The sequence below is a fragment of the Candidatus Tisiphia endosymbiont of Dascillus cervinus genome, assembly GCF_964026405.1.
Taxonomy (GTDB): Bacteria; Pseudomonadota; Alphaproteobacteria; order Rickettsiales; family Rickettsiaceae; genus Tisiphia.
This window is the reverse complement of sequence record NZ_OZ032146.1, coordinates 154,226-180,128: the sequence shown is the minus strand read 5'-3', so window position 1 is coordinate 180,128 and position 25,903 is coordinate 154,226. Positions and strand designations below refer to the sequence as shown.

Sequence of the window (25,903 nt, the reverse complement as noted above, 5' to 3'; positions counted from 1 at the left end):
ATTCACTTCATTTTCAGTTATTACTTTGGATTCGCATTAGAATCACTTTCATTACCACTACCACTCTCAACACCACTTCTTGGATTCTGATCCTTATTATTACCATCACTATCCTTTGTATCACCTTTTGACCTAGCTTTATTCCCTTTATCGATTGCTTTATTCCTATCTTTTAATCTACCGGCAGCTTCTTTCTTAATTGTATCTCTAGATGCCTGATCTAAACCAACCTTTTTTAAAGCTCCTTGTTCCATTGCCGATGACATTGCATGCCCCATAGATGTTGCAGAAGGTCCAGCGGTACTAGTCAACTTTGCCACCATTTTTCCAGAAAATTCAACATAACCATACATTCCATAAGCAATCATAATTAATGCAATATAATGTTGCATATTCAAACCCATCATGCCAGAACGAGAATCCATTCCCCAAGGTACAAACCAATTGATACAAAAAATCTCTAAATTAGAGAAAATCGCAGGAAGACCTGGGATAGCAGGAAATGGAACTTTTATAGGTAAAGCACATTTCCAACACACACTATAACCAGTTGCAAAATCCAAATAAATTGTAAATAACTGAGTAAGTATAATAATTCCTGCCATTAAAATTACTGGCTCTATCATATATCTAAAAGTAAACCTCACCCAATTATCAAATAAATATCTAGTGAAATCAAATAGCATAAACGTAAGAAATAATGGAGCTACACCAATTAATATAGCGATTGCCATAAATGCCATAATATAAACTGCCACGGCTCGAAGAGCGGTGATGATTACTATCATTGTAGCAATAAATACTATAACAAAATAAATCAATCCACTAAGACCCATAGAGATTAAAGAAAGCACTTGACCAGCAAAAGTTTTACTGAACAATATTTTACTCATTAATGCATCTAGGAACATGAAAGGATTTGTTATCTTATTCGTCGATGAAAACATGCTATAGCCACTCATATTGGAGATAATTCCATCTGAAAAATTAGTTACAAAATCAAATATATAATTATTGAAAAATTCAAAAGTACTTTCATTCATTAAACCACTAACTATAGCGATTTTTACTATCCTAATTACCAAATCCTGTTGGTTGATTTTGACCATACCTAGTAAAAACATTGCTCCGTATGACATAACGTAAAGAATTAATACGGCTTTTATATAGTTAAAAAAGTTAGTACAAGTAGTAACTCCCCCACCATAGCAAGTCATGTTCTTAAAAATCATCACAGCTGCATTCTTGATTTTGCCTTTTAATAACTCAAATAAAGGGGTTAAAATATTTAAAGTAAAACTACCAACTTTTTCTGAGGTAAAGAATTGTACTTGGTATCTACCATAACTTTCTTTATAATCCTCTTGTTTATTGTAAATTCTCATCCATAGATATCCATTGGCATTCGCAGTAATTTTTGCATTACCATCTGCATCATCCACTTTAATATTACTAGTGCTATAAATTGTACCAGTTTTGTTAGGATTTTCGTCATATGGTACTACTAAATATTGCACTTTACCACGATTAGCTACAACATCATCAAAACTCTCACCATTAGTTCTTCGACATTTGGTCTGCTTAATGTTTAAGACATAGCCACCAGTATTATTGGTATATTTGTCATCTTTTGACCATAAGCGATATTGTAAATAGCTCTTTGCATTACCAGCTAGAGTCCCGTTATAAATGGTTTGATATTTAATATTAGCAGCTCTACTATTATTTATTGGATCATAATCTTTGTTTCCAGCAATTATTTTAGCAAATTCATAGCCTGTCCCTAAAGATTTTGCATTAGTTGGAGTCTCACTGTTATCCATTCTATATAACAGACCTGTTGGACCATCGGCAGAATACCAAAAATATCTTTTATTTTGGTATTCTCCTTCTATGTAAGCTTTATCTTTAATGCTATGATCAACATCAGGACATCTACGAGATGAAGCACTAGAATTGTTAGAACATTCAGGGTAGAAATTAGTAAATAGCTTATCAGTATTATCATACCAAGGCGAAGTAAAAAAACCGTCATCACGATAAGATTCTGGTGCTGTACTCATCACATTAGCCCAAAAAGGAGTCTTATCACATATTGTTTTCCAGTAACTTCCTACATGCAATGGATCTATGTTACAAACAGTCGAGGGCAATTCCCAGTCATATGGCTTACTCCAACACACCTCATGTGGATTAATATTAACGCAATCATTCGGATTGTTACAATTTGCTGGCCACTTACAACCACTAACATACTGCCCGGAATATATCGAGTATCTACCACATAATGGACTATATGTTTTTTGTCCTTCTGAACAATCTGCTGTCTCTATAAAATTTTTAAATTCACCATCTTGCTTAACAAGCTTAAAGATATTTTTTACACTAGCCATATTATTTGGCAAATCCGGCAATTTCTTGTGATCCGGTGAAACTGATATTATGACCTTATCGTTAATAAACAATTCAGCTATATTTCGCCATTCATCAGTTTTAGCATCAAAAATTAAGGATAGCGGTTCTACATTAGTTTCTTCAACCCTAGGAATGGCAACTTTGTTACCATTGTCATCCAAATCTGAAAGCTGTTGAATATTATTCTTTGGTACATAAGCCCTGCAAAGGCTTATATTACCATCTATTTTAAACTTAATCTCCTGTTCATTTGTAACAGCTAGGTTAGTATTTAACCATTCTCCGTAACGGTTAGGATCATACTCAGTTTCAAGCGACCCATCTGGTTTTGTTTTAGTAATTACAGTATAGTTTGCTGTTGCATTAAGCATGATTGTATTAGTAATACGATCAGTACTACCTCCTTTTGCGTCTTCATCATATCTAAGGAGACAACCGTTGGTAATTTTTACTGACCCTATCATTGCAAGTAATACCATAACAACGCTAACCACTAGAGATGCTATGCCTAATACTATTATAAGTTTTGATAAATTTCCTTTCATACAATAATATCCAAGTTAACCACCGCCACTACCACTCATACCACCACCACCTGAATCTTTTGCTTCTTCTCCTCCTTTTCTTGGTTTTTCTAAAGGATTTTTCTGCGGTGGTTTTCCACCGGAGCTTTGTGCAGCATCGGCAATAAATTCTGCCCCCTTCTTAACCATATCAACTATCTTAGTAGGACTAGCTGTTACAGAATCCATGATAGGACCACCAGTAAGCTCGGCAGCAAACTGACTAATTGATTTTGAAAAATAATAAAAAATAATTGAAAAAATTAATACATAAAGTAAGTCTACTAACAGTGATACGACATCTACAACAATTGATTTAATTGGAAAAAGACTTAAAAGATGCTTCTCCCAACCTTCCCCTGAATAATATCGCAATAATTTATATCCAGCACTATTTTTACAATCATCAGTATTAGCATTTGGTAATCTAAGCTCAAAAGTACTAAACTGAACATCACTGCTATACGTATAGTCATGCCTCATAAACTCACAATTCTTGTATATTGCCGAATCATACATAGTAAGTAACAAGGCAATAAAACCAGCCACCACTGCGGGTTGCACTGCACAAGATATACAAATTTTTAGCCATGCATCAAAATATGCTTTGGTTCTAGTAAATAAAACCATAGGAATAAATATAGGAGAAATATAGGTCATGACATATATGGTAACTAGACATACTAAGTAGTGTGTTATAAAATATAAAATTATTGAAACAAATATTACAGAAAATATTATTCCAGATGCTACTATTATTATTTGTCCAGATAATAATAGACCAAACATTACAGTAAGAAATCTGAATCCTCCCACTTTCCTCAATGCATCCGGAGCTTCATTTCCAGGTTTTTTAAAGTTTACAGGATTATTTTTATTTTTGCCCGGCACACTCCTACTAGGAATGCCGTTTAAAACGGATTCTGTGTTATAATATAGTCCCATACCCAAATAATAACCTATCCTGCAATCAACAACATCCCAAAGTGCATAAAACTTATACCCATCTTTATACTTACTAGTATCGTACTCACATAATCCTCGAGAGCCACCAGCATTAAAAACTATTTGGGCAAATTGTGGAGTAAGCTCCGTGAGTAATGGTAAACCATACTGAAGCATACCATTTTCGGTAGTTTCCTTTCCACCTTTAAAATATACTGGTCCAAGACCTGTAGCAAAATAAGTGACAACTATTAGCTTCATAACAAAAGATGCTATTTTATCTAAATTACCATATTCTTTGCTTAAAATCATATTAACAGCAAAAAACATAACATATAATATTAACGCCACCCTAATAGATATTTTCAAAGATTCTTGGAAGGTTGAGAAAGGATTAAGGGCAGTCAAACTAATCTGATCATTTTTTGGATCACAGCTACTATAACGAAAAAAAACTTTATCTAGAGTTTCCTTTACACAATCTACAGCTAAGCCAGAAAAATTAAGTAATGACTGACTTCTTGTAGTACCCATATAACAAGTTTTACCTATATTCCGGCATTGTTCGTTTGGTGGTGGTATCGGAGTTGGTGTGGTAGTATTTTTACAAGCTAGTGGAAGTTGTCCTTTTGAGGTAGACATGACTAGGCATAATCTTTTATCAATAATTTTTACTGTTAAAATAGTATCTTTTAATAAAGTATTTCCACCTAAATCGGGATTATTATCAGTGCTTAACTCACTAAGACGCTTAGAATCATTTAAATTAAGAGTAATAACTTTACACTCTATAGGACTACCATCTTTATTTTTTAGACAGAATTTAAATTGTGGGTCAGTTGCATCACACCCATTAGGAGTACCGGTCATATCAATACTATATAGAAGATGCCCGTAAGCTGTGTTTTGTCTTAAATAATCATCTACTGCAAATGAAACTGATGGACACGGATCTCCAAAACCAGCAAAAACTTTGCTTGAGAAAAGTACCAAACAACATTGTATAAAAACTTTTATGACTTTAACAAGTGGGCAAGTTTTAAATAGGTATAACAGCCTTAAGGTGTTATTCCTGCTTCCTTTTATATCAATAGACCTCTTTCGAAACTCTACTTCTGCTGGCGATTTGTACGTCGATGCGGTACTCGAATCCTCACGTACATTAGAGTACGCTGCGGTTCTGCGTTCCGCGTCTCCTTCAAATCTCTCAGCATAAGCGAGTTTCGAAAGAGGTCTATTCCTGTTTCCCTTAATGTCATTCCCGCCTACGCTGGAATGACATCGAGGACTATTATACCTACTTAAACTTGTACAGTTGGTGACTTTATGAATTTTCATCAGAGCCATCTTTTTTTACATTAGTTCTAGCAGTTGTAGTTTTCTTAGCTGGTCTAGTTTTAAGATAGCTTTCCTTCCTAACTTTTTCCTCACGATTTTTTATTTCTTGTTTAATGTCACCAGCCTTTCCAGCTTGTATATTAGAATCCTCAAGTCCTCCCAAAGTTTTAGAGAGTAACTCATGGGTCTTTTGCTCTTTTGGTAATTCCTTAGCAGGACTTGATTTCTCTACTGTCCTTCCTAATTCTTGTGTATTTGTTGTAGCTATCTGTGGTGATCTATTAACAAAATCCTCTGTTTCTACTATTTTATTAGTTGGAGGTAGAATAGGTTCGTCAATAGTCTGCAAATTAGCCCTTGATTCCCTTGAAGAACCTCCTGCATTTGAAGAACTCGATTCAGATACACTAGCTGCAGTAGATTCTGCTATATGACGGGTTGGAGAGATAGGAAGTCCACCACCTAGAGACTTACCACCACCTCCTCCTGTTGTTGATACAGTATCTCTAGATGAACCGCTGGTGTCTAAGCTATCTTCTGCTGATTCACCACCAGTAGCTTCAGTATCTTCAGCTGATCCACCTCCACCACCCATATCCTTAGTAGCACCTCTAGCTACTTTATCAGCCGCCTGCATTTTACCAGCAGCTCCAAGAGCAGCCATACCAGCTTTGTATATTGCTTGTGGATGTATGGCAACACCACTAAGAGGTACACCTTCAGTCATATCAGCCGCAAACTCTGCTAATTGGCTACTAAAGTGATACATTAAATACAAAGTAAAGCAGGCAGTAATTAAAGCTAGAGCAATATCCTTAATTTTCTCAAAAACTAATTTGGGTGATACAAAGAACATACCGGGTCCCATAATAATGCCCTGCAAAAATTGGTATTTAGATAAATGATCGCTTGTACTACCACTACCTGGTTTTTCTTTCACTATCTCATTTAGGTTATCTTTGGCAAAATCAAAAACTGTTGCAAGTGGATTATTAAGCATATAACCTAGGCTATTCTTACAACTTTTAACATCGTCTTTATTAAGATATCCATCCCAATTAGTATTAACATAAAATATTTTTACCTTTCTTTTTCCATCTCCTTCACTTTCTATACTATTTTGTATAGGTTTACTTTCATATTTACAGTGACCATAAAAACCGAAATCATAAACTGAAAACATCATAATCAGAAAGGTTACCACTACCATAGGTTGTAGCAAAAATGATATTAATAACTTTACCCATGATTCAAAGTAACCACGAGTATATTCAAATAAAAACATTGGCACAAAAATAGGAGCTAAAACACCTAATATTACTATAGATATCATGCACATCACTGTAGCATTCACCATAAACGCTCCAACAGAAATCACTAATAAAGGATAGGACAGTGCCAAGGATACTAGAGTCATGTTACCTGAAATAATAGCAGGAATCAGTAAATATACATAAGGTGGGGCTGAGAAACTAAAAAAGTCAAAACTCTTGAAATCATGATTTTTATATTGATTTTCTACCAGTAAGGTTGATAGGATATCTAATCCTAAATAATGGCTTACATGACAGTCTAATGAATCCCATAATGCCATATAAGAAAGATTTTTATCGTAATCTTTAGCATCAAATTTACACAACTCTGATGGAGAAGCATTCATAACCCAACCAGCAAGTGTATCTATTCCTCCTAATAATAAAGGAAAAGCCCATTGTACCATACCATCTAGTCGATTATAGTCAGAATTACTACCAGGAGTAATGTTTATACCTACAGAAAAATAGGTTACAAACAACATCTTTAATACAAAATTAATTATTTCATTTTTAGGAGGAACATCACCAGAAAGTATAATTTTAAAACCAAAGAAAATTACATATATAGTCAATAAAGCGGTAACAGTGCGGTGCATATTACGTTGAAATTGAAATAATATGCTACTTTCTCTTTTGCTTGAATTAATTACTTTATTAATATCATCAAATGTACAAACATCTTTACTAACCAGTAATCTTGCTGTCATTTCTTTAATACATTCTATTAATGGTGAAGAGATAACGATGGCTGCCTTAGAATTATTATAAGCTCTTTGGTAACAACTAGAAGATGATAAACCACAATCAACTATTGCCATTGGGTCAGTAGCGGTATTAGGACCTTTCTTAGTTCCACCATCAAGACTCATAAAAGTCGCATAGATCGATTCAGGGTAAGGTTCTCTAATATACTTACAGCCAACTGATACCCAATCTGCTAATATAGTAGGAGCAGCCACACACATGGTATCTTTTATTTTTACTACTTTAAAAATAACTGGTATAGGTACGTCCAACATTACACCAGAATAACCATCTTTTGTGTCCTTATAAATAGTATGAAATGATGCTTTATTGCTTTTCCATGCATTCATAATCTCTTCCCACGGATCAGAACCGGTTAATACGGCTTTAGCAATAGCAAGAGCAGAAATGGTTATTGCCTGTACTCTAACAGCTGCTAGCTTAACATTATTACAAAATGCAAAGGTTAATTTAGGGTCATTTGGATCAATTTTATTATTTCTTGCACATTGTCCTCCAGGGTAATCTCCATCAAATAATTCATGGTCATTTATTTTAAGACGTAGCATGGTATTTGCATATAATCCTGGCGAAATTATATTAGCAACAGCAAAGGTAAAAAATGATGCTGGTATACAAGTGTGAGAGAATTCTGTACGTAATAAGTCGCCAACACCTTGAGTCTCACAGGTTAAACCTAAAAGAATACCAGTTATAGTATCTAAAGTACCTTTTTCTTCTGCATAACTATTATGGATAATAGTAAAATTTAGTAGACTGCATAGCACTACTATTTTAGCAAATATTTTTGTCCCACTAAGTAAATTTTTTATAAAATTATAATGCATAAATTAACTAAAGTGATTTTACTTCCTCATAAAATACCGGTAACCATTTCTCAGGATCATTACCATATTTCTCTCTAATCCGATCTAACAATAACACTGTTTCAACCCGACCAGAAAGAACATTGATAATATCAGTCATACCATCTAAACTTATTTTTGCAACAACTGCATCTACCCCCTGTTTTATTAAGAAATAACGCGATGTTGGATCTGTAGTTTTTATCAAAATATATTCACGTTGACTAAGCATAAAAGCACTACGATAAATATCAGTTGCCTTAAGGTTTGGTAAGAATATTTGTGTTGCAGTTTGTTGGATCAAGGTATCACTAATCCTGCTTTTAGCTGCATCTTCAACACTTTGGGTAGCAAAAATTACAAAAGTATTTAACTTACGCAAAACCTTTAGCCAGTCCTTAATTTTGGGAGCAAATACTGGATTATCAATCAAAGCCCACGCCTCATCAAGAACTATCATAGTTCTTTGACCATCTAAAGAAATACTAATCCTATGGAAAATATATAGTAGCACAGGAGCAAGACTAACTGGATCTTTTAACAGTTCGGTCATATCAAAGCCAAATACTCGAGCTTGCTGCAAATCAATATTATCTGCCTCATTATCAAATATTCTAGCATGAGAGCCTTTACCAACCCACATAGCAATCCTGCCTGCTAAGCTATTAGGACCATCTATGCCTAAAAATGCTACAACATTTTTTAATCTTCTATCTTTTTTCTCTAACTTAAAATTACCACTTACTGCTTGTGATAAAATCTTATTATCTTCTGATGATAACGACTCTCCATTAGAAGTCACCAATACTTTAAGCCATTCTAATATAAATGTTCTATTCTCCCCAGTATCATCAAGTTGCAAAGGATTAAAGTTACATTCTCCTCCTGGATCAATTGTGGTATAAATCCCATTAAGTGATCTAATAAATATTTCAGCACCGTGGTCTTTATCAAAGAAAAACATTCTAGGTTTAAATTTTTGTGCTTGTGCACATAAAAAATTCATTAATACTGTTTTACCAGCACCAGTTGGGCCAATGATCAGAGTATGCCCAACATCTCTAACATGAAAACTGAAATAAAAAGGTGTTCCCGAGGTAGTATCGAGTACAGTTACATATTCTCCCCAGTGATTATTAAAAACCTTACCTAATGGATAATTGTGCATAGATGCAAAACTAGCCATGTTTAAAGTATTTATAGTCGAACCCCTTACTATATAATCCATATTTCCAGGAAGCTGCCCCCAATAACTTGGTTCCATATTAATTCTTTCTCTAACAGGTTGAATTCCAGAATTGGAGAGTTCAACAGAAGCCATAGATAGGGTATCCTCAAGGGATTTTAAATTACTATCAGAGCATAGAAGCGAAAAATGATGCTCTCCAAAACCAATATCACCACTGGTAGCCATATCAAGTGCTCGAGAGATTTCAGCAATTTGTGATACAGCTTTATCCCCTGCTTGAATCATTCTATTTTGTTGTAGTTGCATTTTGCTAATCGCCACTGTCCTATTAGCAAAAACAAAACTTTGGGTCATTACAAACTCAAAAGGCATTTGTAAAAATCCGTCAAAAATTCCAGCTGACGTAGATGGTCCATACTCTAAAATACTTAATATACCGGCGTATCTTCTACCCTTTGGACCACGTGCTTCTATAGATCTAGAACCAAAAAACAATCTATGAGTGGGGAGATATTGGTCTATTGAATTTCTTGGAACGGCCATTTGCATTGAAGATCCACAATTCACCAAAGTACCCAAGAATTCCATAATATCACAACAATAGCCACTATTTGACTTGCGTACGCCAAGTAACCTCGCCGAATAACTATGGAATGTATTAACTACTCTTGAGGACATTTCTCGCAAACTATCCTGCATATCTCGCATGTCATTTTCCCAAGCTGATTTATCAGACTTTTGCATCAGCTTTTTAATGAAATATTCGATTATAGCAACCCCAGCTTTATCTGGTCTATAAAGAATACTAACATATAATTCATTAAAAAACGACCTAGAACCTGCATGTTTCTTACGCCATTCATTTGATAAATAAGTTGTGAAATCATTAGGTACTTTTATGGTAGGGTCAGAGGTATATTCAAGCCCATCAAAAATCACTGGTTTGCGTCTCCTGATCGTGTGGAAATACATCACAATATTGCCTGATGACATATTTTTAAGTAACGAATTCCTGATATTTTTTTTAATATCTAAATCTTCATCATCGGCTGTTTCAAAGGAGAAACCACCTACTTTTACTACTTGTAATAATTCATTATTTTTAGTTAAAATAGTATTACTATCCCAATGGCATTTATAAGGAATAAAATGAGAAGCAGGTTTTTCTTTCCTAGATCTCGACTCTTTGGCTATTTTTGTTACAGATAATTTTATCATTTTGTCATTTTATACTTTGCTCATAAAACCTAGATACCGTATGAATTCGCTCCATAGAATGATTTATTAGGACACTGACTACATTTAGAAGATTTATTTAAAAGCAATTCTATAAATCTTGGTTCTTTAAAACATATTACATACCCTATCATATGAATCACAAAAGCAACAAGCAAATTCATAACACTATTACTTTGAATAAATAATGACATAGATATAATCATATTAAGTGCTGCAAATTTTATACTCACACCAAATATCATTGCAGGTCTTGTTAAACCGACAAATAACGGGTCTGATACTAAACTGCCTGACATAAATTACCTCTCTTTTGCTTTTTTACCAAAAATTAAATCTATAACTCACTACGCGAATTCGGGATAAGAATTAACTAATTCTTATCCCAAATTGGGGTTCACTCATATTCTTTACTTATAAACATACTTAACAATATCGAATCAGGGAAAGCCGAATTGAGAAAATGTACATAATTGCTACTGTTTTGAATAGCACTTAAAGCTGCTTCAAGCAAGCTAACTTTTTCAGGATCAACAGTATTATTCAACATCTCTTTCAATACATTAATATCCCTTACTCGTATGTACTTCTCTCCGGCAAATTCTATCCCATCACATAATAATACTAAATGATCTGCATCTAATGAGGAAGCAATTATCGAGGTCGTCAGATTTACATCCAGTAGATGAGTATTGCCTTTTTCATCACTAGCTACTGGTGTTATAACAGGAATAATATTACTATCTTCAAAATTTATTAAAATCTCAGGGTTTATTATAACTGGTTCACTGACAAACCCAATATCTATTACAGCTTGATTACTGTCTCTCCTATGTGATAATTTTGATTTTTTAGCTTGAATAAGATTAGCATCTTTGCAGGAAATACCAATAGCATAACAACCTAAACTACAGAGCTTTGAAACTATACGCTTATTAATATAGCCAGACAGAACCATTTCCATAATCTGCGAGCTTTTATAATCGGCTACCTTAATATTATTGATAAATTTTTCATCACAGCCAAACAATTTTAGCGTATCATTTACCAAATTAGTATGATCATGAACTATAAAGATTTTAATACCACAACTGTCAAGTAACTGTATTACCTCTGCAAAATTCGTTAACAATTTGTCATCATCAATAATTAATGACGGTAGCTTAAATACCATGACTTGGTCTCTAACTTCACTACTACGTCTTATTATGTCTTTAATTAGGCTAGTATCTTTGACACGGGCAAAACCTTTCCCCTCCTTTTCTTTATAATTTAATGCATTTTGCCAAATTAAACTGCAATTCTTTTGCACCTTCTTTACTCCTGCTACTTGTATAAATTACATTACAGGAGTAGCCTAAAGTTGCAAGAAAATTCTGTGTTATCGTTGTTAGGTTTTCTCTATGTGTTACCTTATCCGACTTTGTAAAAACAATTTGAAAATTTTTATTACAAGAAAGTAATAATTTAGCAATCTCTACGTCATTTTGCTTTATTCCTCTTCTAGCATCAATCAATAAATTTACTAATTTGAGGTTTAAACTCGTTCTGAGATAATATGCTATTAAGGTTTCCCACTGCTGCCTTATGTATATTGGTACTTCTGCAAAGCCATATCCAGGAAGATCAACTAAAATAAGTTTATCGGCAAGGGAGAAAAAATTTATTTGCCTAGTACGACCAGGGGTATTAGACACCCTAGCAAGACTTGAATTATTACATATACTATTAATCAAACTTGACTTGCCAACATTTGATTTGCCGACAAATGCAATTTCTGGCAAAAATATGCTAGGAAACTGATTTATTTTTGCCACACCAGCGATGAATTTTACTTCTTGACGGAAAAGTTTTGTAACCTTATCAACCGACATTATTGTCTAACTTATTGATGTAATATTGTTGAATTATCGATAAAATGTTATTCCAAGACCAGTAAATCAGTAATCCTGCTGGAAAACTACTAAACATTACTAAGAAAACCAGCGGCATAAATTTCATTACTTGAGCTTGAACTGGATCAGCTGGCTCTGGACTCATCCTTTGCTGTAGAAACATAGTCAGAGCCATAAAAATGGACCATACACCAATCATCAGGAAGCTTGGACACGTAAATGGCAGTAATCCAAACAAGTTGAAAATTGTTGTGGGATCCGGAGCAGATAAATCTTTTATCCAACCAAAAAATGGTGATTGACGCATCTCAATAGTTACATTTAACACTTTATAAATTGAGAAAAATACTGGGATTTGTACAATAAGGGGGAGACAACCAGCTATGGGATTAACCTTTTCTCTTTTGTACAATGCCATAACTTCTTGGTTAAGCCTCATTTTATCATCAGCATATAAAGTCCTAATTCTCTCGACTTCAGGCTGAAGATTTTTTGTCTTTTTCATCGAACGATATGATTTATTAGCTAGAGTAAACATTAGCAGTTTTATGATAACAGTTACAATCAAGATACTAATACCGAAGTTACCAACATAGTGATAGAAAAAGTTCATAGCATTAAAGACTGGCTTAGTGATTATATAAAACCAACCAAAATCAATTGCCCGGTCAAATAACTTAATATTATATTGCTTTTCGTATTTATCTAATAAATCAACTTTCTTTGCTCCGGCAAATAATCTTTGTGATATAGTAAATTTGTTTCCTACTTCTATAGTTTGAGTTGGTGAAATGAAGTCAACCTGATATTTTTCAATACCGTTTTTTATTACACAATTGAAATTAGAACTATACTTGCTAATTTTATCCGGAATTAAGGAAGCTAGCCAATATTTATCTGTTATGCCAATCCAATCAACAACGCCTTGCGGAAATTTTTCAGTCTTTTTATCTTTTAAGTCATCAAAGGAATGTTCTTTAAGCCTACCATCAATAGCACCAATTGGTCCTTGATGCAGGATATTAGCCACTTTCTCTTTGCCAGTATATTTACGGTTAATTAGTCCATAATACTGAACTGATATTGGCTGCTTACTATCATTTACCGTAGTTTGATCTATGGTGAACAAGTAATTACTATCCATGCTAATAGTAACCAAGAATTTAACCCCATCTTTGTTAGTCCATGATAAATTTACAGCTTTTTCAGGAGTTAACTCATCATTATCAGCCTGCCAAAGAGTTTCGCTATCAGGAAGGATAGTACTGTTATCTTTATTAAACCAACCTATTTCTGCAAAATAGGCTTCTTCTGACTGAGAATGAGCAAATAATACAACAGGCTTACTGTCTTTTGATAGATCTTGCTTATACTTCAATAAAACCAAATCATCAAACCTTAACCCTTTTAAAGCAATCGATCCGGAAAGTAATTCTGAGTTTATCTGAATTCTCTTGGTAGCAACAAAGGATTCAGCTTCTTTAGAGGCTTCTACTTGAACATTCTTTTTCTTTAACTCTTGAACTTGCTTATTATATATTTTATTTTGCTGTTCTAATTTTTGTAATCTTGGTTTATCGTAAAAATATTGCCATCCAAAAATAATACCAAGGGACAAGACAATGGCAGCTACCAAGTTAACTATGTTATGATTCATCACGGTCTAAAAATAATTTAAGTTTACTAGAATATATCAGAATATTTGATTCCACTAAGTCTTTTTATATATAATTAATTTAGGTACATACAATAAAAATAGCTCCCTCATCTTAGGATCTTCATTAGACTTCCCTATGAGTTCTATAAGATTTAAGCAAAATAATCAAGAAATTTGATTGATACTCAAAGGGTCATTTGAGTATACGTCTTGATTTGCAATCAAACTCTGATATTATGCGAGGTAAAATTTTAATCGTAACACGCGAATTCGGCATAAGAATTTGTCAATTCTTATGCCGAATTGGGGTATAACATAATATTTACAGCCAATTGCTAATTGGGATAATTGTAAACTGATGAACGAAATCTTCTCTAGTACATTACCTGTTTTGTTGATTCCCTTGTTTGGTAGTATTATCAAAAGGAAATGGTTGACTTCTGAAGAATTTTGGCGAGGATTAGAGAAATTATCATATTTTTTTCTTTTCCCTATTATGCTTTTTAATAATATATCTGCAGCCGATTTAAATGCATCGTCTATAATAAAACTGGTATTTGCATTAATCATCTCCACCTCTATTATTTCTTTGGCTTTAATTATCTATCAGAAGAAAACCAATTTTGACAAGGTTCAGTTTACTTCAACTTTTCAAGGTGCAATACGTTTTAATAGTTATATATTTTTTGGTGTTAGTAGTCCTCTCTTGGGTCAGGAGGGACTTGCTATAGTATCTGTGATTTCATCCTATATGATCATTTTTACTAATATCATATCAGTAATGATTTTTGCACGTTATATCCCTGATAGTTCAGTAGCTAAGTCGCCTAAAGCTAGCTTTATATTGATACTTAAATTGATAGTACAAAATCCCTTGATTATAGCTAGTATAATTGGATTTCTTTTTAATTATTCTGGTTTAGAATTACATCTTGGTATAAAAAAAACCTTATCTAGCCTGTCCAACTCTGCTTTAGCTATAGGCATGCTAAATGTTGGGGCAAGTCTCAAATTTTTTATGCGTGGTGCTATTTTACAAAATGTATTGCTTACTAGTTTTGTTAAGTTAGTGGCTTTTCCTGTTGTCACAATAATTGTGTTGTCACTAATGTCAATAACTGGTACTGCTAAATCAGTTGGTGTCCTGTATAGCTGTCTGCCGTGTGCTAGCACTGCTTACGTTCTATCACGCCAACTTGGTGGTGATCCAGAATCTATGGCATCAATCATTACGTTCACAACACTTTTTTCAATAGTATCATTGTCAGTTCTTATGTGGATGATATAACTAATAAACACTTGAAGTAATTAAGAAGGAATAACATCATGGGTGAAATGAATAAAATAAATTATCTCAAAGCCTTAGAATATCATCAAAAAGGTAATCCAGGCAAAATTGCTATTGTGACAACTAAGCCTTTGGATACTGCACATGACTTGGCTTTGGCTTATTCGCCAGGGGTAGCAGCTCCGTGTCTTGAAATTGCGAAAAATATAGATGATATTTATAAATATACTGCTAGAGGTAACTTAGTTGCTGTAATAACTAACGGTACGGCAGTTCTTGGCCTTGGTAGTATAGGTGCAGCTGCGTCGAAACCCGTAATGGAAGGAAAAGCCGTTTTATTCAAGAACTTTGCGGATATTGATTCTATTGATCTTGAAATAGATACGACTGACCCTGATGAGTTTGTTAATGCAGTAAAATATCTTAATTACAGTTTTGGAGGCATTAATTTAGAAGATATTAAATCTCCTGAATGTTTTATAATTGAAGAAAAATTAAAAAGCTGTATGCAGATACCTGTTTTTCATGATGATCAGCATGGCACGGCTATTATTGTTGCTGCAGGTTTAATTAATGCAGCTTATCTTACCAATCGTTCATTTGATAGTCTAAAAATTGTCGTAAGTGGTGCAGGGGCAGCGGCAATTGCTTGCATTGAATTACTAATTGCTCTTAGTGTAGACAAAAAAAATGTTATACTATGTGATAAAATGGGGGTAGTTTACCAAGGTCGGCAAGAAGGCATGAACAAATGGAAAGAATTATATGCAGTCGAGACCGATCTTAGAACTCTGAGTGATGCTATGAAGTCAGCCGATGTATTCCTTGGTTTATCTGTTAAAGGAACAGTATCTAAAGAAATGGTAGCTAGCATGGCTGCAAATCCTATCATTTTTGCCATGGCTAATCCAGACCCAGAGATTACTCCGGAGGATATACAGCTAGTTAGAAGCGATGCAATCATTGCTACTGGACGCTCTGATTATAATAATCAGATTAATAATGTTATGGGATTTCCATATATTTTCCGTGGAGCTTTAGATGTTAGAGCTACTACTATTAATCAGGAAATGAAAATAGCGGCAGCAACTTCTTTAGCTGAATTAGCAAGACAAGCTGTTCCGAATGAAGTTTATAAAGCATATCCTGGTAAAAAAATGTTTTTTGGTCCAGATTACATAATTCCTGTACCATTTGATCCAAGATTAATTACCACTGTTCCGGTAGCGGTAGCTAAAGCTGCTATAGATAGTGGGGTTGCTAAAATTACCGAATTTGATGTTAAGAATTATGCAAAGGAGCTGGAAAGTAGGTTAAATCCTACCTCTCATTACATGAATCTATTATTTGAGAGAATTCAACAGTCAACACCTCAAAGAATAGTTTTTGCTGAAGGTGAGGAGGAAGAGGTAATTATAGCTGCTATGAGTATGCGGGATACTTCGCATGCTCATCCTATCCTAGTTGGTAGATCTGATAAAATATCTGCTGTTTTAAATAGAATAGGTATGAATTATGATTTAGATGGTATTACCATAATGAATGCTGCTATTAACCAAAATCTTGATAAATATATAGATACTCTTTATAGCCGGTTACAGCGTAAAGGTTACTTATACCGTGACTGTGCTAGACTAGTTAAAAGTGATAGAAATATATTCTCAGCTATCATGGTAGCTTGTGGCGATGCTGATTGTATGGTTACTGGTGTAACAAAGAGCTATTATAGTAGCTTAGAGGATATTATGAAGGTAATGGAAGCCAAAGAAAATAACAGAATTTTAGGTTATTCCATTCTGATTGCCAAGGAGCATAATATAATTATTGCTGATAATAGTGTGGCTGAACTGCCAAATGAGCAAGATCTTGTAGAAATAACCTTGCAGACTGCTAATATAGCAAAAAATATGGGAATGACGCCAAAGGTTGCACTACTTTCCTTCTCAACTTTTGGTAATCCAATGAGAGAAAAGGCAAATAGAGTACGGGAAGCTGTTAGAATTTTAGATAGTATGAGTCTAGATTTTGAATATGATGGCGAAATGTCAGCTAATGTTGCTCTGAACCCTAATCGTAATTCATATAAGTTTTGTAGGCTATCAGGCCCTGCTAATGTATTAATTATGCCCGGTCTACATTCGGCTGCAATATCAACACAATTGTTGCAAGAATTAGCTGGAGGTGTTTTTATAGGACCAATAATTAATGGTTTTGAATATCCGGTACAAATAGTACAAATGGGAGCGTCGGCAAGTGAGATAACAAAAATTGCCACATTTGCCTGTATAGATGCAATAAATCTCTTGAACGAAAGATAATTAATTTTCGGATTTTATATTATTTATGAATAGGTTATAATAACTCTTTCGAGGAATTTTAATGATATATACGTTAATTGCTTTAAGCTTGACTACATTAGTCTTAGTGATAGGGATTGTCTCTATGGCTATTGGTGGGAAATTTGATAAAAAATTTAGCTCAAAATTAATGTCACTACGGGTTATATTTCAGGCAGTTGCTGTATGTTTGCTTGCTTTTCTCTATCTTTCAAAATAGTATATATACTCGATGAAAATCAAGAATTGCGTTGTCGTCTTCAAGGGACAACTGTTGCAAGTTAGTAAATACAGCTTCTTTATACGTCTATTAGAGAGAAGACCGTAAGGCCGACGAAGCAATCCAGTAACATCATTTATCTATTAGATTGTTTCTTGGATTGCTTCGCTTATGCTCGCAATGACGCTGTGGTATAGGTATTTGTAAACTTTCAACAGTTGTGCCTTTGACACGACGACCTTAATTCTTGAAGTTCTACCTGAGTATACTCGAATGATTTGGAAAAACTTGTAAGTTAATACCATAATATGTCTGATCTATTTAGTTTTAATGATAAAAAGCCTAAAATTAATAATTCATATACTGCAAAAGATATTGAAGTATTAGAAGGGCTTGAACCTGTACGCAAGCGTCCTGGTATGTATATTGGCGGAACAGACGAAAATGCTATGCATCATCTTGTTTCGGAAGTACTGGATAATGCTATGGATGAAGCTGTTGCTGGTTTTGCTAACATTATAACCATAAAAATGCATGTGAATAACAGTATCACTATTTCTGATAATGGTAGAGGAATTCCTGTCGATAATCACCCCAAATTTCCTGAAAAATCTGCTTTGGAGGTGATTCTAACTCAGCTCCACTCGGGAGGTAAATTTGCGAATAATGTATACCAAACAGCAGGCGGATTACACGGAGTTGGTATTTCTGTTGTTAATGCTTTATCTGACTATTTAGAAGTTAAAGTGTACAAGCAGGGTAAATTATTTAAGCAATCTTATTCTAAAGGGCATAAATTGAATGATTTAGAAAGCGAAGATGTTGCAAAAAAATTAAAGGGAACATCTATACACTTTCATCCTGACCTAGAAATTTTTGGTGAAAAATCGTGTTTTTCTCCTAAAAAAATATACGAATTAACTAAATCAAAAGCCTATTTGTACAGGGGAGTAATGATAGAGTGGCAATGTGAGATTGAGACTAAAAGTGATGTACCGACAACAGCCCTGATCCATTTTCCAGATGGTTTGAAGGATTATTTAATATCAAAAATAAATCATGACGATTTAGTTAGTGGAGAGATTTTTTGTGGTAATATTGACTGGGACCAAGATCACGTAAAAGTGGAATGGGCAATTGCTTGGCATAAAAATGAATACCAACCCTTCATACAATCATATTGTAACACTATTCCCACCCCCCTTGGTGGAACTCATGAACAAGGTTTGCGTAATGCATTACTTCGCGGCTTAAAAATATACGGCGAGATGATAGGTAATAAAAAAACAACTCTACTTACTATTGAAGATATTCTTGAAACTTCTTCTATTGTTCTCTCTATATTTATCCAAGATCCAATATTTCAAGGACAAACAAAAGAAAAATTGGTTTCACTAGGGGTTAATAAAATAGTAGAAAACATTATTAAGGACCATTTCGATCATTGGTTGAGCAGTAATAAAGTAGCCGCAAACCAATTAGTTGAGCATATAGTCAATATTGCTGAATTCCGAATAAATAAGCGTAATGAAAAAAATACCTTACGTAAAACTGCTACACAAAAATTGCGACTACCAGGTAAATTAGCCGATTGTACAAGAACGTCTCCTAATGGGACGGAGCTATTTTTGGTTGAGGGAGATTCAGCTGGAGGATCAGCTAAGCAGGCAAGAGATCGAGAAACACAAGCTATTTTGCCTCTTCGGGGCAAAATCCTAAATGTTGCCAATGCGACTCTAGAAAAGATTACTAATAATCAAGAAATTCAAGATCTAGAAGTGGCACTAGCATGCGGTAGCCTTAAAAATTACCGAGAAGAAAATTTACGTTATGAAAAAATAATAATTATGACAGATGCTGATGTTGACGGAGCTCACATCGCCTCACTGTTAATGACGTTTTTTTACCTTCGTATGCCAAAGCTAGTATCATCGGGTCATTTATATATTGCAAAACCACCACTTTATCGACTAACACAGTCTAATAAAACTTACTATGCAATAAATGATCAACAAAAGACTGATTTAACTGCTAGATTATTAAAAAATAGTAAAGCTAAAATAGACATTGGTAGATTTAAGGGACTGGGGGAAATGATGCCAGCTCAGTTAAAAGAAACAACAATGAATCCAAAAAATAGGTCACTTTTAAAAGTTACTATAGATGATTTTGATAATATTGCTAAGATGGTAGACAATCTTATGGGCAAGAAACCAGAAAAACGTTTCCAGTTTATTTATGATCAGGCTTTAATTAAAATGGATACTATTATAAACAATCTAGATATTTAAAATTGCGTCATCTACCAACTACTTATAAATTACAGGAGTACTATGTTCTTACGTTTAATTACAATATTATTATCAAGTTCTATCATTTTTTCTAATATAACATTTGCTGAAGAAGTAAAGAAGAAAGAATTACCAAATTCAGCTTATTTAAAACAATTCCAAGATATCTTTGAACGTGTTAATAGAGACTATGTCCAAGATCCTGAAAAACAAAAAATGACTGATGCAGCTATAGAAGGCATGTTAACTTCGCTAGATCCTCATTCTAACTACATTACTGATGAGGATCTAGAATATTTTCTTGACCACACTAAAGGAGAATTTGGAGGTATTGGTGTTGAAGTGCAGTATGACAATGGTGCTATCAAAGTCATTTCCCCTATTGATGATCTACCAGCTTATAAGGTAGGTATAAAAGCTGGAGACTATATTGTGGGGGTTAATAATGAGTTGGTATCAAATTTGGGATTTAATAAATCGGTCAGAGAGATGCGTGGAGAACCAGGGGCAAAGGTAAAATTATTGGTAATCACGGAAGGTGAAAGCAAGCCAAAGGAACTTGAACTTACTAGAGAAATAGTTACAATTACACCAGTAAAAGGCCATTTAGAGAGAAATAATATCGCTTACGTAAGGATAGGGAGTTTTAATGAACATACTATTGCAGAATTAAAAAAATCTATAAAAACTTTAAAAAATGAAAGTAAAAATGGTCTAAAAGGTATTATCTTAGACCTACGTAATAATGGTGGTGGTTTGTTAGATCAGGCTGTTGCGGTTAGCGAATATTTTATTGATTCTGGGGTAATCGTTACTACCAAAGGCAGAAGCAAAAATAGTAACTCGGTATTGACTAGCAATAAATTTGCAGAAAAAGCACCATCTGTCCCGATTGTTGCTCTTATTAATGTTGGATCTGCTTCAGCTGCAGAAATCGTAGCTGGTGCATTGCAAGATCATAAAAAAGCAGTAATACTTGGAACAAAATCTTTTGGTAAAGGGTCCGTGCAAAGCTTTGCTACAATTAGTCCTAGAGCTGCTATAAAGCTTACAACAGCTAAATATTACACTCCTAGTGGTCGTTCAATTCAAGCAGAGGGTATTGAACCTGACATAGTAGTTGAGATGGCAGAAGTTAAGTATCCCGAAACAAAATCAATAGATAAGAGATTTTCTGAATCTTCTCTAAAGAATTATCTAAAAAACGATAATAATAAAAATGATGATAAAAAAGTAGATACTACAGATAAAAATAAAGAACTTATTAAGAAAACAGATGATACTACAAAAAATACCAAACCAAAAAATACTCTAGAACAATTATCTGATCTTTATAAAAAAGATTATCAATTTGCTAGAGCTTATGATTTAATTATGGGATTAATCTTGACTAATAAAAGTAGCAATGAATTGAAAAAATAAAGGGTATACTCGGTGAACTTCAAGAATTGGCGTCGTCGTGTCTAAAGATCGAAGCTGCTCACGTACTAATGTACGCCTAGCAGCTCGACTTTACTACTGCTAGCTCTTCTTGAAGTTATACTATCGTCTACCAACTCTTCATTTACGAGCAGTATACAATGGGTAGGGTAATTGGGCATAACTGTTGAAAGTTAAAAAATCGTCATTGCGAAGGGTTGTTGTAAGGCTTAAACCGTCATTGCGAGCAAACGTACGTGAGCGTGGCAATCCATGAAACTTGTCATATAGATTGCTTCGTCGACCTTATGGTCTCCTCGCAATGACATGCTAGATTCTTAAGTTGACGCCTATGCGAATTCGTGTGATTAGGAATGATAAGGTTACAAAGGAAATATCAGCTATTAGTTATGACTTTAATATTGTCATGTGTCTATATGTGTAAGTAACCCGAGTTGCCAATTAATTTATAAGAGCAGAGCTAGGTTTTATGAACATTTGAAGTTAATTTGTAACATTAAAACACTTAATAAAAACTATATTTTTTAGAAATATGTTTGTATTAAAAATGTTTTAGTATCGAGCCTCACATGAAACCAGCGTTAAATATAGCTTTTGCCAGTATAATTAATTGGCAACTCGGGTTAAGTAATATATGTGCAAACCTAATGATTCAAAATAAATATATTGTTAGACTGTCATCCATTGGCTTATTTATAAACATTATTGTAAATATGATTTACTATCGTTACTTCATTATTGAAGAAATGATTTTAAAGCAAGTCGGAGAAACAAATATTAAAATAGCTGATGTTTATACAAAAAATGTTTGGGATAGGAATAGAACTGCTGTAGATAAGATACATGAATTTGGTTATATAAATTTATTACAAGATACAGATTTTATTAGGTTTGCAACTACTTCAGTTGATATTTTTGTTAATCTTAATGCCTATATTTCTTTATATGATCTACAAGGTAATAAAATTATAACTAGTTCGCCAATTCAAGTAACAAGTCACATGAATTTTCCTGAAGATACTCTGTATCAAAAAATTCTTACCAAAATTGATAGATATTTTTTAAAAGAATTGAGTATAGAACAAGCCTTTAACAAAGCTTTTAAAGGGATAACAACTCATCTATTAATTCCTAGAGCCATGTTACATATATCAGGGGAGGTAAAGAAAGCATCTTGTATAACAAGTTATATCCCAATAATAAACCGTGATCCATTGAACTATCCTGTTGATGGTGTATTAGAGATACATACCAATATTACTAGTTTATGGTCAAGTATTATAGAGCTTGAAAGAAAAGTATTATTAACTTTTGTTATCATTTTGGTAATATTTTTAGTTATAGTTATGAGCAACACAAATTATGCACAAAAAATTATAGACCGGCAATTTGAGGCTAATAAAGCATTAGAGGAAGCAGTAACTAAGGTTAGAAATGAAAGTTCTGCTCATACTAAATTTTTTGCCAATGTTAGTCATGAGCTGCGTACCCCTCTAAATGCTATTATAGGTTTTTCAGAAATTATGATGTCTACACCTTACAATAAGGAACATGATGTTTATGTAAAAGATATTCATAACGCAGGCAAGCATTTACTAGGTATAATAACCGATATATTAGACTTGTCAAAAGCATCTGCTGACAAGCTATTAGTTGATTTTGTAGAGTTAGACCTAAATAAATTAATTACTTCTACTATAAGGATAATGAAACCAAGAGCTGACCAAGCGAATGTAGCATTAATTGAAAAACTACCAAAAGATCATATTATTATAAAAGCAGATCCCAAAAGGCTTAAACAAGTATTTTTTAACCTTTTATCTAATTCTATAAAATTCACCAACGCATTAGGTTCTATAACAATTCATGCTGAAAAAAATGAATCTCAAGGACTAGTTTATGTGCAAGTTATAGATACTGGTATAGGAATTGATGAGAAAGATATTCCAAAAGTACTCTCAACATTCGGTCAAATTGATAGTGCCGTTGGCAGAAAATATCAAGGGACTGGTCTTGGTTTACCACTCACTCGAAAGTTGGTTGAACTAATGAGAGGTAAATTTGATCTACAAAGTAAAATAGGTATAGGTACAACTGTAACACTAACTTTTGCTTATGATAGTAGTATAGAACAATAACTACCCCAATGTTGGGAATGCAGGTGTATGATTATTTGACTATATTTAATGGAGAACTGGTAGTTTTTATGGTGATAGCATGTAATTTATTATTATTCAGTATTTCTGCTAAAGCTTTTTTTACCATCTTGTGCTGATTAATTAGACTAATTCCAAAAAAAGCATCATCTTGTATTTCTAAGGAATAATGATCCTGATCTCCAGCTAAATCAACAATTTTTATTTTGGAATTTGGAAAACTATAACGTATAATTTCTTCAAGTTCTTTAATAGATATTGCCATTGTTCTTTAGAGTTTTTTTATGTAACATACAACAAAAGCTTAAAGTCTGCAATCAGAGAAATTTAAAAGTCGGTCGACTGGCAAAGTAATACATTTTTTACTTTCTAATAACAGTCAACTAAGTCGTCAGCATGCTCGTATAGTGTATCCTGTCCCTCAAGTTTAGTCACTTCTTGAACATAAGACATATTATACTTATCATCATGAGAGGTACTAATTATTAATGACTTAATATTTTCTAATAGCTCTGAACGACTCTCTGTATCTAACCCTACAATCCATTGAACGGTTTTCTGTACTTCTTCAGGTAGTGATGCAATTGTAGTAAGATCTAACTCTTCAGGAGATACATTATTAACATATTCTAAATATTCTAATGCACATTTGGAATCCTTTGCATATAACTCTTTAATCCACTGAAGTGTTGTTGTAAATTTCTCACTACTTACAGTAGAATCTGTTTCTCCATTAGTCACTATAGTACTACTAGATTCTAATTCATTACTTACCATTGCATTTAAGACTTCAGGTTCTGCAGTAGCCACCACTATATCAGAATAGTCTGATTTTCTATCACTTTCATAATCTTCATCATTAGCTCCATTACTTACCATTATATTTGAGACTTTAGATTCCTCAATATTATCTTTCCAATCAACTTTTAACCTATCACACAGATCTTGTACTAACTTGGAATTATTTTCCAAATATTGCTCAGCAACTATTTTTAACTTTGCTATATTATTTTGGCTAGAACCGTCTAATTTGCTACATTCTTTTGGAATAGGAAGCCATATCTCTGTATTTTGTCCTTCACTTGTTAGATCTAACCTAACCTCATTTACATCAGCTTCTTTGTCATTTTTCATAAGTGTATCAATTAAGCCGTTAATTAACCACCCTAATGCTCCATCAAAATTAGGTGATGGTATTTGGGCTTTTGTTTGCTCACCTTTTCCAAAATTGATAGAACAAATCATAGTGCGTTCCATAATGTCTGCTTGTTCATAATAACTAAGCCCTTCTTTAAGCACCTGTAGCACTGTAGCAGCTGGACGATTAGCACCAAGACCACCATCGGCAAAAGCATAAGGCTTACCCGCAGCATAATCATAATCTCTTACAGCTTCTTCATTAATAACAGCTTTAAAATAGGTTGGGGCTGCTGTAGTTGCAAGAAGCACATCCTTTATTCTAACATGTGGACTATGTTTATCATGACTGTCAAAGATCTTCATACTATTCTTTCCTTCATTCAAATCAGCAACTGGTATAATAAGACGGCATAGACTATCATCTAATCTATTATCCCCTAAATGCTTTTCTAGCATTTTCTTCAAAGGTTCTTGACTATATTTGTGTTTTATTATTCCCCAGTTAAACCAGCTTTGGGGGAAGATTTCAGGAGCAGTATTTTCAAATAATTCCAAAGCTTCTTTAGCTGAATAACGAGGTTCTGTTGATCCTTCTTCTTTAGGAATTGTCAATAAGGCTGCAATTAACCCACCAACACTAGTGCCAGAAATAATATTAAATAATTTAGATATAGGTTGCTGGGTTATTTCTTCTATTTTCGCTAGTACAACTAACTCAGCTATTCCTTTTACCCCACCACCTGAAAGGCAAAGAACTTTATTTTGTCCTGTTTGATTTGTAGTCATAAACTATGCCGCCGTAACCTTTTAAAGTTTCCTAATATTTAGGTTATCATAAAATTTATATTGTAACAAATAAAATTTTGCA

16 protein-coding genes are annotated in these 25,903 nt (G+C 33.7%); 6 read left to right on the top strand and 10 right to left on the bottom strand.

Annotated features, from left to right (window positions below; genetic code table 11):
* Positions 1 to 20: 20 nt before the first annotated feature.
* From AAGD19_RS00795 to yidC, 8 genes are all read right to left on the bottom strand, one after another.
* A complete protein-coding gene (locus tag AAGD19_RS00795) occupies positions 21 to 2,960 on the bottom strand; it encodes a type IV secretion system protein (protein ID WP_341747915.1) in 2,940 nt (979 codons plus the stop codon).
* A 15-nt stretch (positions 2,961 to 2,975) separates the two neighbouring features.
* The gene (locus AAGD19_RS00790) at positions 2,976 to 5,261 is read right to left on the bottom strand and encodes a palindromic element RPE1 domain-containing protein (RefSeq protein ID WP_341747914.1); all 2,286 of its coding nucleotides are present in this window, start codon (positions 5,259 to 5,261) and stop codon (positions 2,976 to 2,978) included.
* A complete protein-coding gene (locus AAGD19_RS00785) occupies positions 5,248 to 8,169 on the bottom strand; it encodes a type IV secretion system protein (protein ID WP_341747913.1) in 2,922 nt (973 codons plus the stop codon). Before AAGD19_RS00785 ends, AAGD19_RS00790 begins: the two co-directional genes overlap by 14 nt.
* A 7-nt stretch (positions 8,170 to 8,176) precedes the next feature.
* Complete coding sequence (locus AAGD19_RS00780; RefSeq protein WP_341748407.1) at positions 8,177 to 10,591, bottom strand: VirB4 family type IV secretion/conjugal transfer ATPase; 2,415 nt, start codon at positions 10,589 to 10,591, stop codon at positions 8,177 to 8,179.
* Positions 10,592 to 10,623: 32 nt separating this feature from the next.
* Positions 10,624 to 10,911: a VirB3 family type IV secretion system protein gene (locus AAGD19_RS00775; protein ID WP_341747912.1), complete on the bottom strand. Its 288-nt coding sequence runs from the start codon at positions 10,909 to 10,911 to the stop codon at positions 10,624 to 10,626.
* Between the two features lie 98 nt (positions 10,912 to 11,009).
* Complete coding sequence (locus tag AAGD19_RS00770) at positions 11,010 to 11,924, bottom strand: acetylglutamate kinase (RefSeq protein ID WP_341747911.1); 915 nt, start codon at positions 11,922 to 11,924, stop codon at positions 11,010 to 11,012.
* Complete coding sequence (yihA, locus tag AAGD19_RS00765) at positions 11,878 to 12,486, bottom strand: ribosome biogenesis GTP-binding protein YihA/YsxC (RefSeq protein ID WP_341747910.1); 609 nt, start codon at positions 12,484 to 12,486, stop codon at positions 11,878 to 11,880. The genes AAGD19_RS00770 and yihA overlap by 47 nt, the downstream gene beginning before the upstream one ends.
* Complete coding sequence (yidC, locus tag AAGD19_RS00760) at positions 12,476 to 14,164, bottom strand: membrane protein insertase YidC (protein WP_341747909.1); 1,689 nt, start codon at positions 14,162 to 14,164, stop codon at positions 12,476 to 12,478. Before yidC ends, yihA begins: the two co-directional genes overlap by 11 nt.
* 358 nt (positions 14,165 to 14,522) lie before the next feature.
* On the opposite strand from yidC, the gene AAGD19_RS00755 reads away from it, so the two are divergent.
* The 6 genes from AAGD19_RS00755 to AAGD19_RS00730 all read left to right on the top strand — a co-directional run bounded on the left by AAGD19_RS00755 (position 14,523) and on the right by AAGD19_RS00730 (position 23,877).
* Positions 14,523 to 15,452, top strand: a complete 930-nt coding sequence (locus tag AAGD19_RS00755) for an AEC family transporter (RefSeq protein WP_341747908.1) — start codon at positions 14,523 to 14,525, stop codon at positions 15,450 to 15,452.
* Between the two features lie 38 nt (positions 15,453 to 15,490).
* Positions 15,491 to 17,770: an NADP-dependent malic enzyme gene (locus AAGD19_RS00750; protein WP_341747907.1), complete on the top strand. Its 2,280-nt coding sequence runs from the start codon at positions 15,491 to 15,493 to the stop codon at positions 17,768 to 17,770.
* A gap of 61 nt (positions 17,771 to 17,831) precedes the next feature.
* A complete protein-coding gene (locus AAGD19_RS00745) occupies positions 17,832 to 18,008 on the top strand; it encodes a twin transmembrane helix small protein (RefSeq protein ID WP_341747906.1) in 177 nt (58 codons plus the stop codon).
* 308 nt (positions 18,009 to 18,316) lie between these two features.
* A complete protein-coding gene (gene parE / locus AAGD19_RS00740) occupies positions 18,317 to 20,299 on the top strand; it encodes a DNA topoisomerase IV subunit B (RefSeq protein WP_341747905.1) in 1,983 nt (660 codons plus the stop codon).
* A 42-nt stretch (positions 20,300 to 20,341) separates the two neighbouring features.
* Positions 20,342 to 21,721: a S41 family peptidase gene (locus AAGD19_RS00735; protein ID WP_341747904.1), complete on the top strand. Its 1,380-nt coding sequence runs from the start codon at positions 20,342 to 20,344 to the stop codon at positions 21,719 to 21,721.
* A 665-nt stretch (positions 21,722 to 22,386) separates the two neighbouring features.
* Positions 22,387 to 23,877, top strand: a complete 1,491-nt coding sequence (locus tag AAGD19_RS00730) for a HAMP domain-containing sensor histidine kinase (protein WP_341748406.1) — start codon at positions 22,387 to 22,389, stop codon at positions 23,875 to 23,877.
* A gap of 31 nt (positions 23,878 to 23,908) precedes the next feature.
* Here the strand turns inward: AAGD19_RS00730 and AAGD19_RS00725 are convergent, their stop codons facing one another.
* Both AAGD19_RS00725 and AAGD19_RS00720 read right to left on the bottom strand, forming a co-directional pair.
* The gene (locus AAGD19_RS00725) at positions 23,909 to 24,160 is read right to left on the bottom strand and encodes a BolA/IbaG family iron-sulfur metabolism protein (protein ID WP_341747903.1); all 252 of its coding nucleotides are present in this window, start codon (positions 24,158 to 24,160) and stop codon (positions 23,909 to 23,911) included.
* A gap of 104 nt (positions 24,161 to 24,264) precedes the next feature.
* The gene (locus AAGD19_RS00720; RefSeq protein ID WP_341747902.1) at positions 24,265 to 25,821 is read right to left on the bottom strand and encodes a patatin-like phospholipase family protein; all 1,557 of its coding nucleotides are present in this window, start codon (positions 25,819 to 25,821) and stop codon (positions 24,265 to 24,267) included.
* Between the last annotated feature and the right edge of the window lie 82 nt (positions 25,822 to 25,903).

What these genes read in the sequence shown, in the direction of transcription:
- AAGD19_RS00735 (WP_341747904.1), top strand. Translation starts at nt 20,342, where the DNA reads ATGTTCTTACGTTTAATTACAATATTATTATCAAGTTCTATCATTTTT.
- AAGD19_RS00750 (WP_341747907.1), top strand. Translation starts at nt 15,491, where the DNA reads ATGGGTGAAATGAATAAAATAAATTATCTCAAAGCCTTAGAATATCAT.
- AAGD19_RS00790 (WP_341747914.1), bottom strand. Translation starts at nt 5,261, where the DNA reads ATGAAAATTCATAAAGTCACCAACTGTACAAGTTTAAGTAGGTATAAT.
- yihA (WP_341747910.1), bottom strand. Translation starts at nt 12,486, where the DNA reads ATGTCGGTTGATAAGGTTACAAAACTTTTCCGTCAAGAAGTAAAATTC.
- parE (WP_341747905.1), top strand. Translation starts at nt 18,317, where the DNA reads ATGTCTGATCTATTTAGTTTTAATGATAAAAAGCCTAAAATTAATAAT.
- AAGD19_RS00785 (WP_341747913.1), bottom strand. Translation starts at nt 8,169, where the DNA reads ATGCATTATAATTTTATAAAAAATTTACTTAGTGGGACAAAAATATTT.
- AAGD19_RS00745 (WP_341747906.1), top strand. Translation starts at nt 17,832, where the DNA reads ATGATATATACGTTAATTGCTTTAAGCTTGACTACATTAGTCTTAGTG.
- AAGD19_RS00730 (WP_341748406.1), top strand. Translation starts at nt 22,387, where the DNA reads ATGATTCAAAATAAATATATTGTTAGACTGTCATCCATTGGCTTATTT.
- AAGD19_RS00720 (WP_341747902.1), bottom strand. Translation starts at nt 25,821, where the DNA reads ATGACTACAAATCAAACAGGACAAAATAAAGTTCTTTGCCTTTCAGGT.
- AAGD19_RS00795 (WP_341747915.1), bottom strand. Translation starts at nt 2,960, where the DNA reads ATGAAAGGAAATTTATCAAAACTTATAATAGTATTAGGCATAGCATCT.
- AAGD19_RS00755 (WP_341747908.1), top strand. Translation starts at nt 14,523, where the DNA reads ATGAACGAAATCTTCTCTAGTACATTACCTGTTTTGTTGATTCCCTTG.
- AAGD19_RS00775 (WP_341747912.1), bottom strand. Translation starts at nt 10,911, where the DNA reads ATGTCAGGCAGTTTAGTATCAGACCCGTTATTTGTCGGTTTAACAAGA.
- AAGD19_RS00725 (WP_341747903.1), bottom strand. Translation starts at nt 24,160, where the DNA reads ATGGCAATATCTATTAAAGAACTTGAAGAAATTATACGTTATAGTTTT.
- yidC (WP_341747909.1), bottom strand. Translation starts at nt 14,164, where the DNA reads ATGAATCATAACATAGTTAACTTGGTAGCTGCCATTGTCTTGTCCCTT.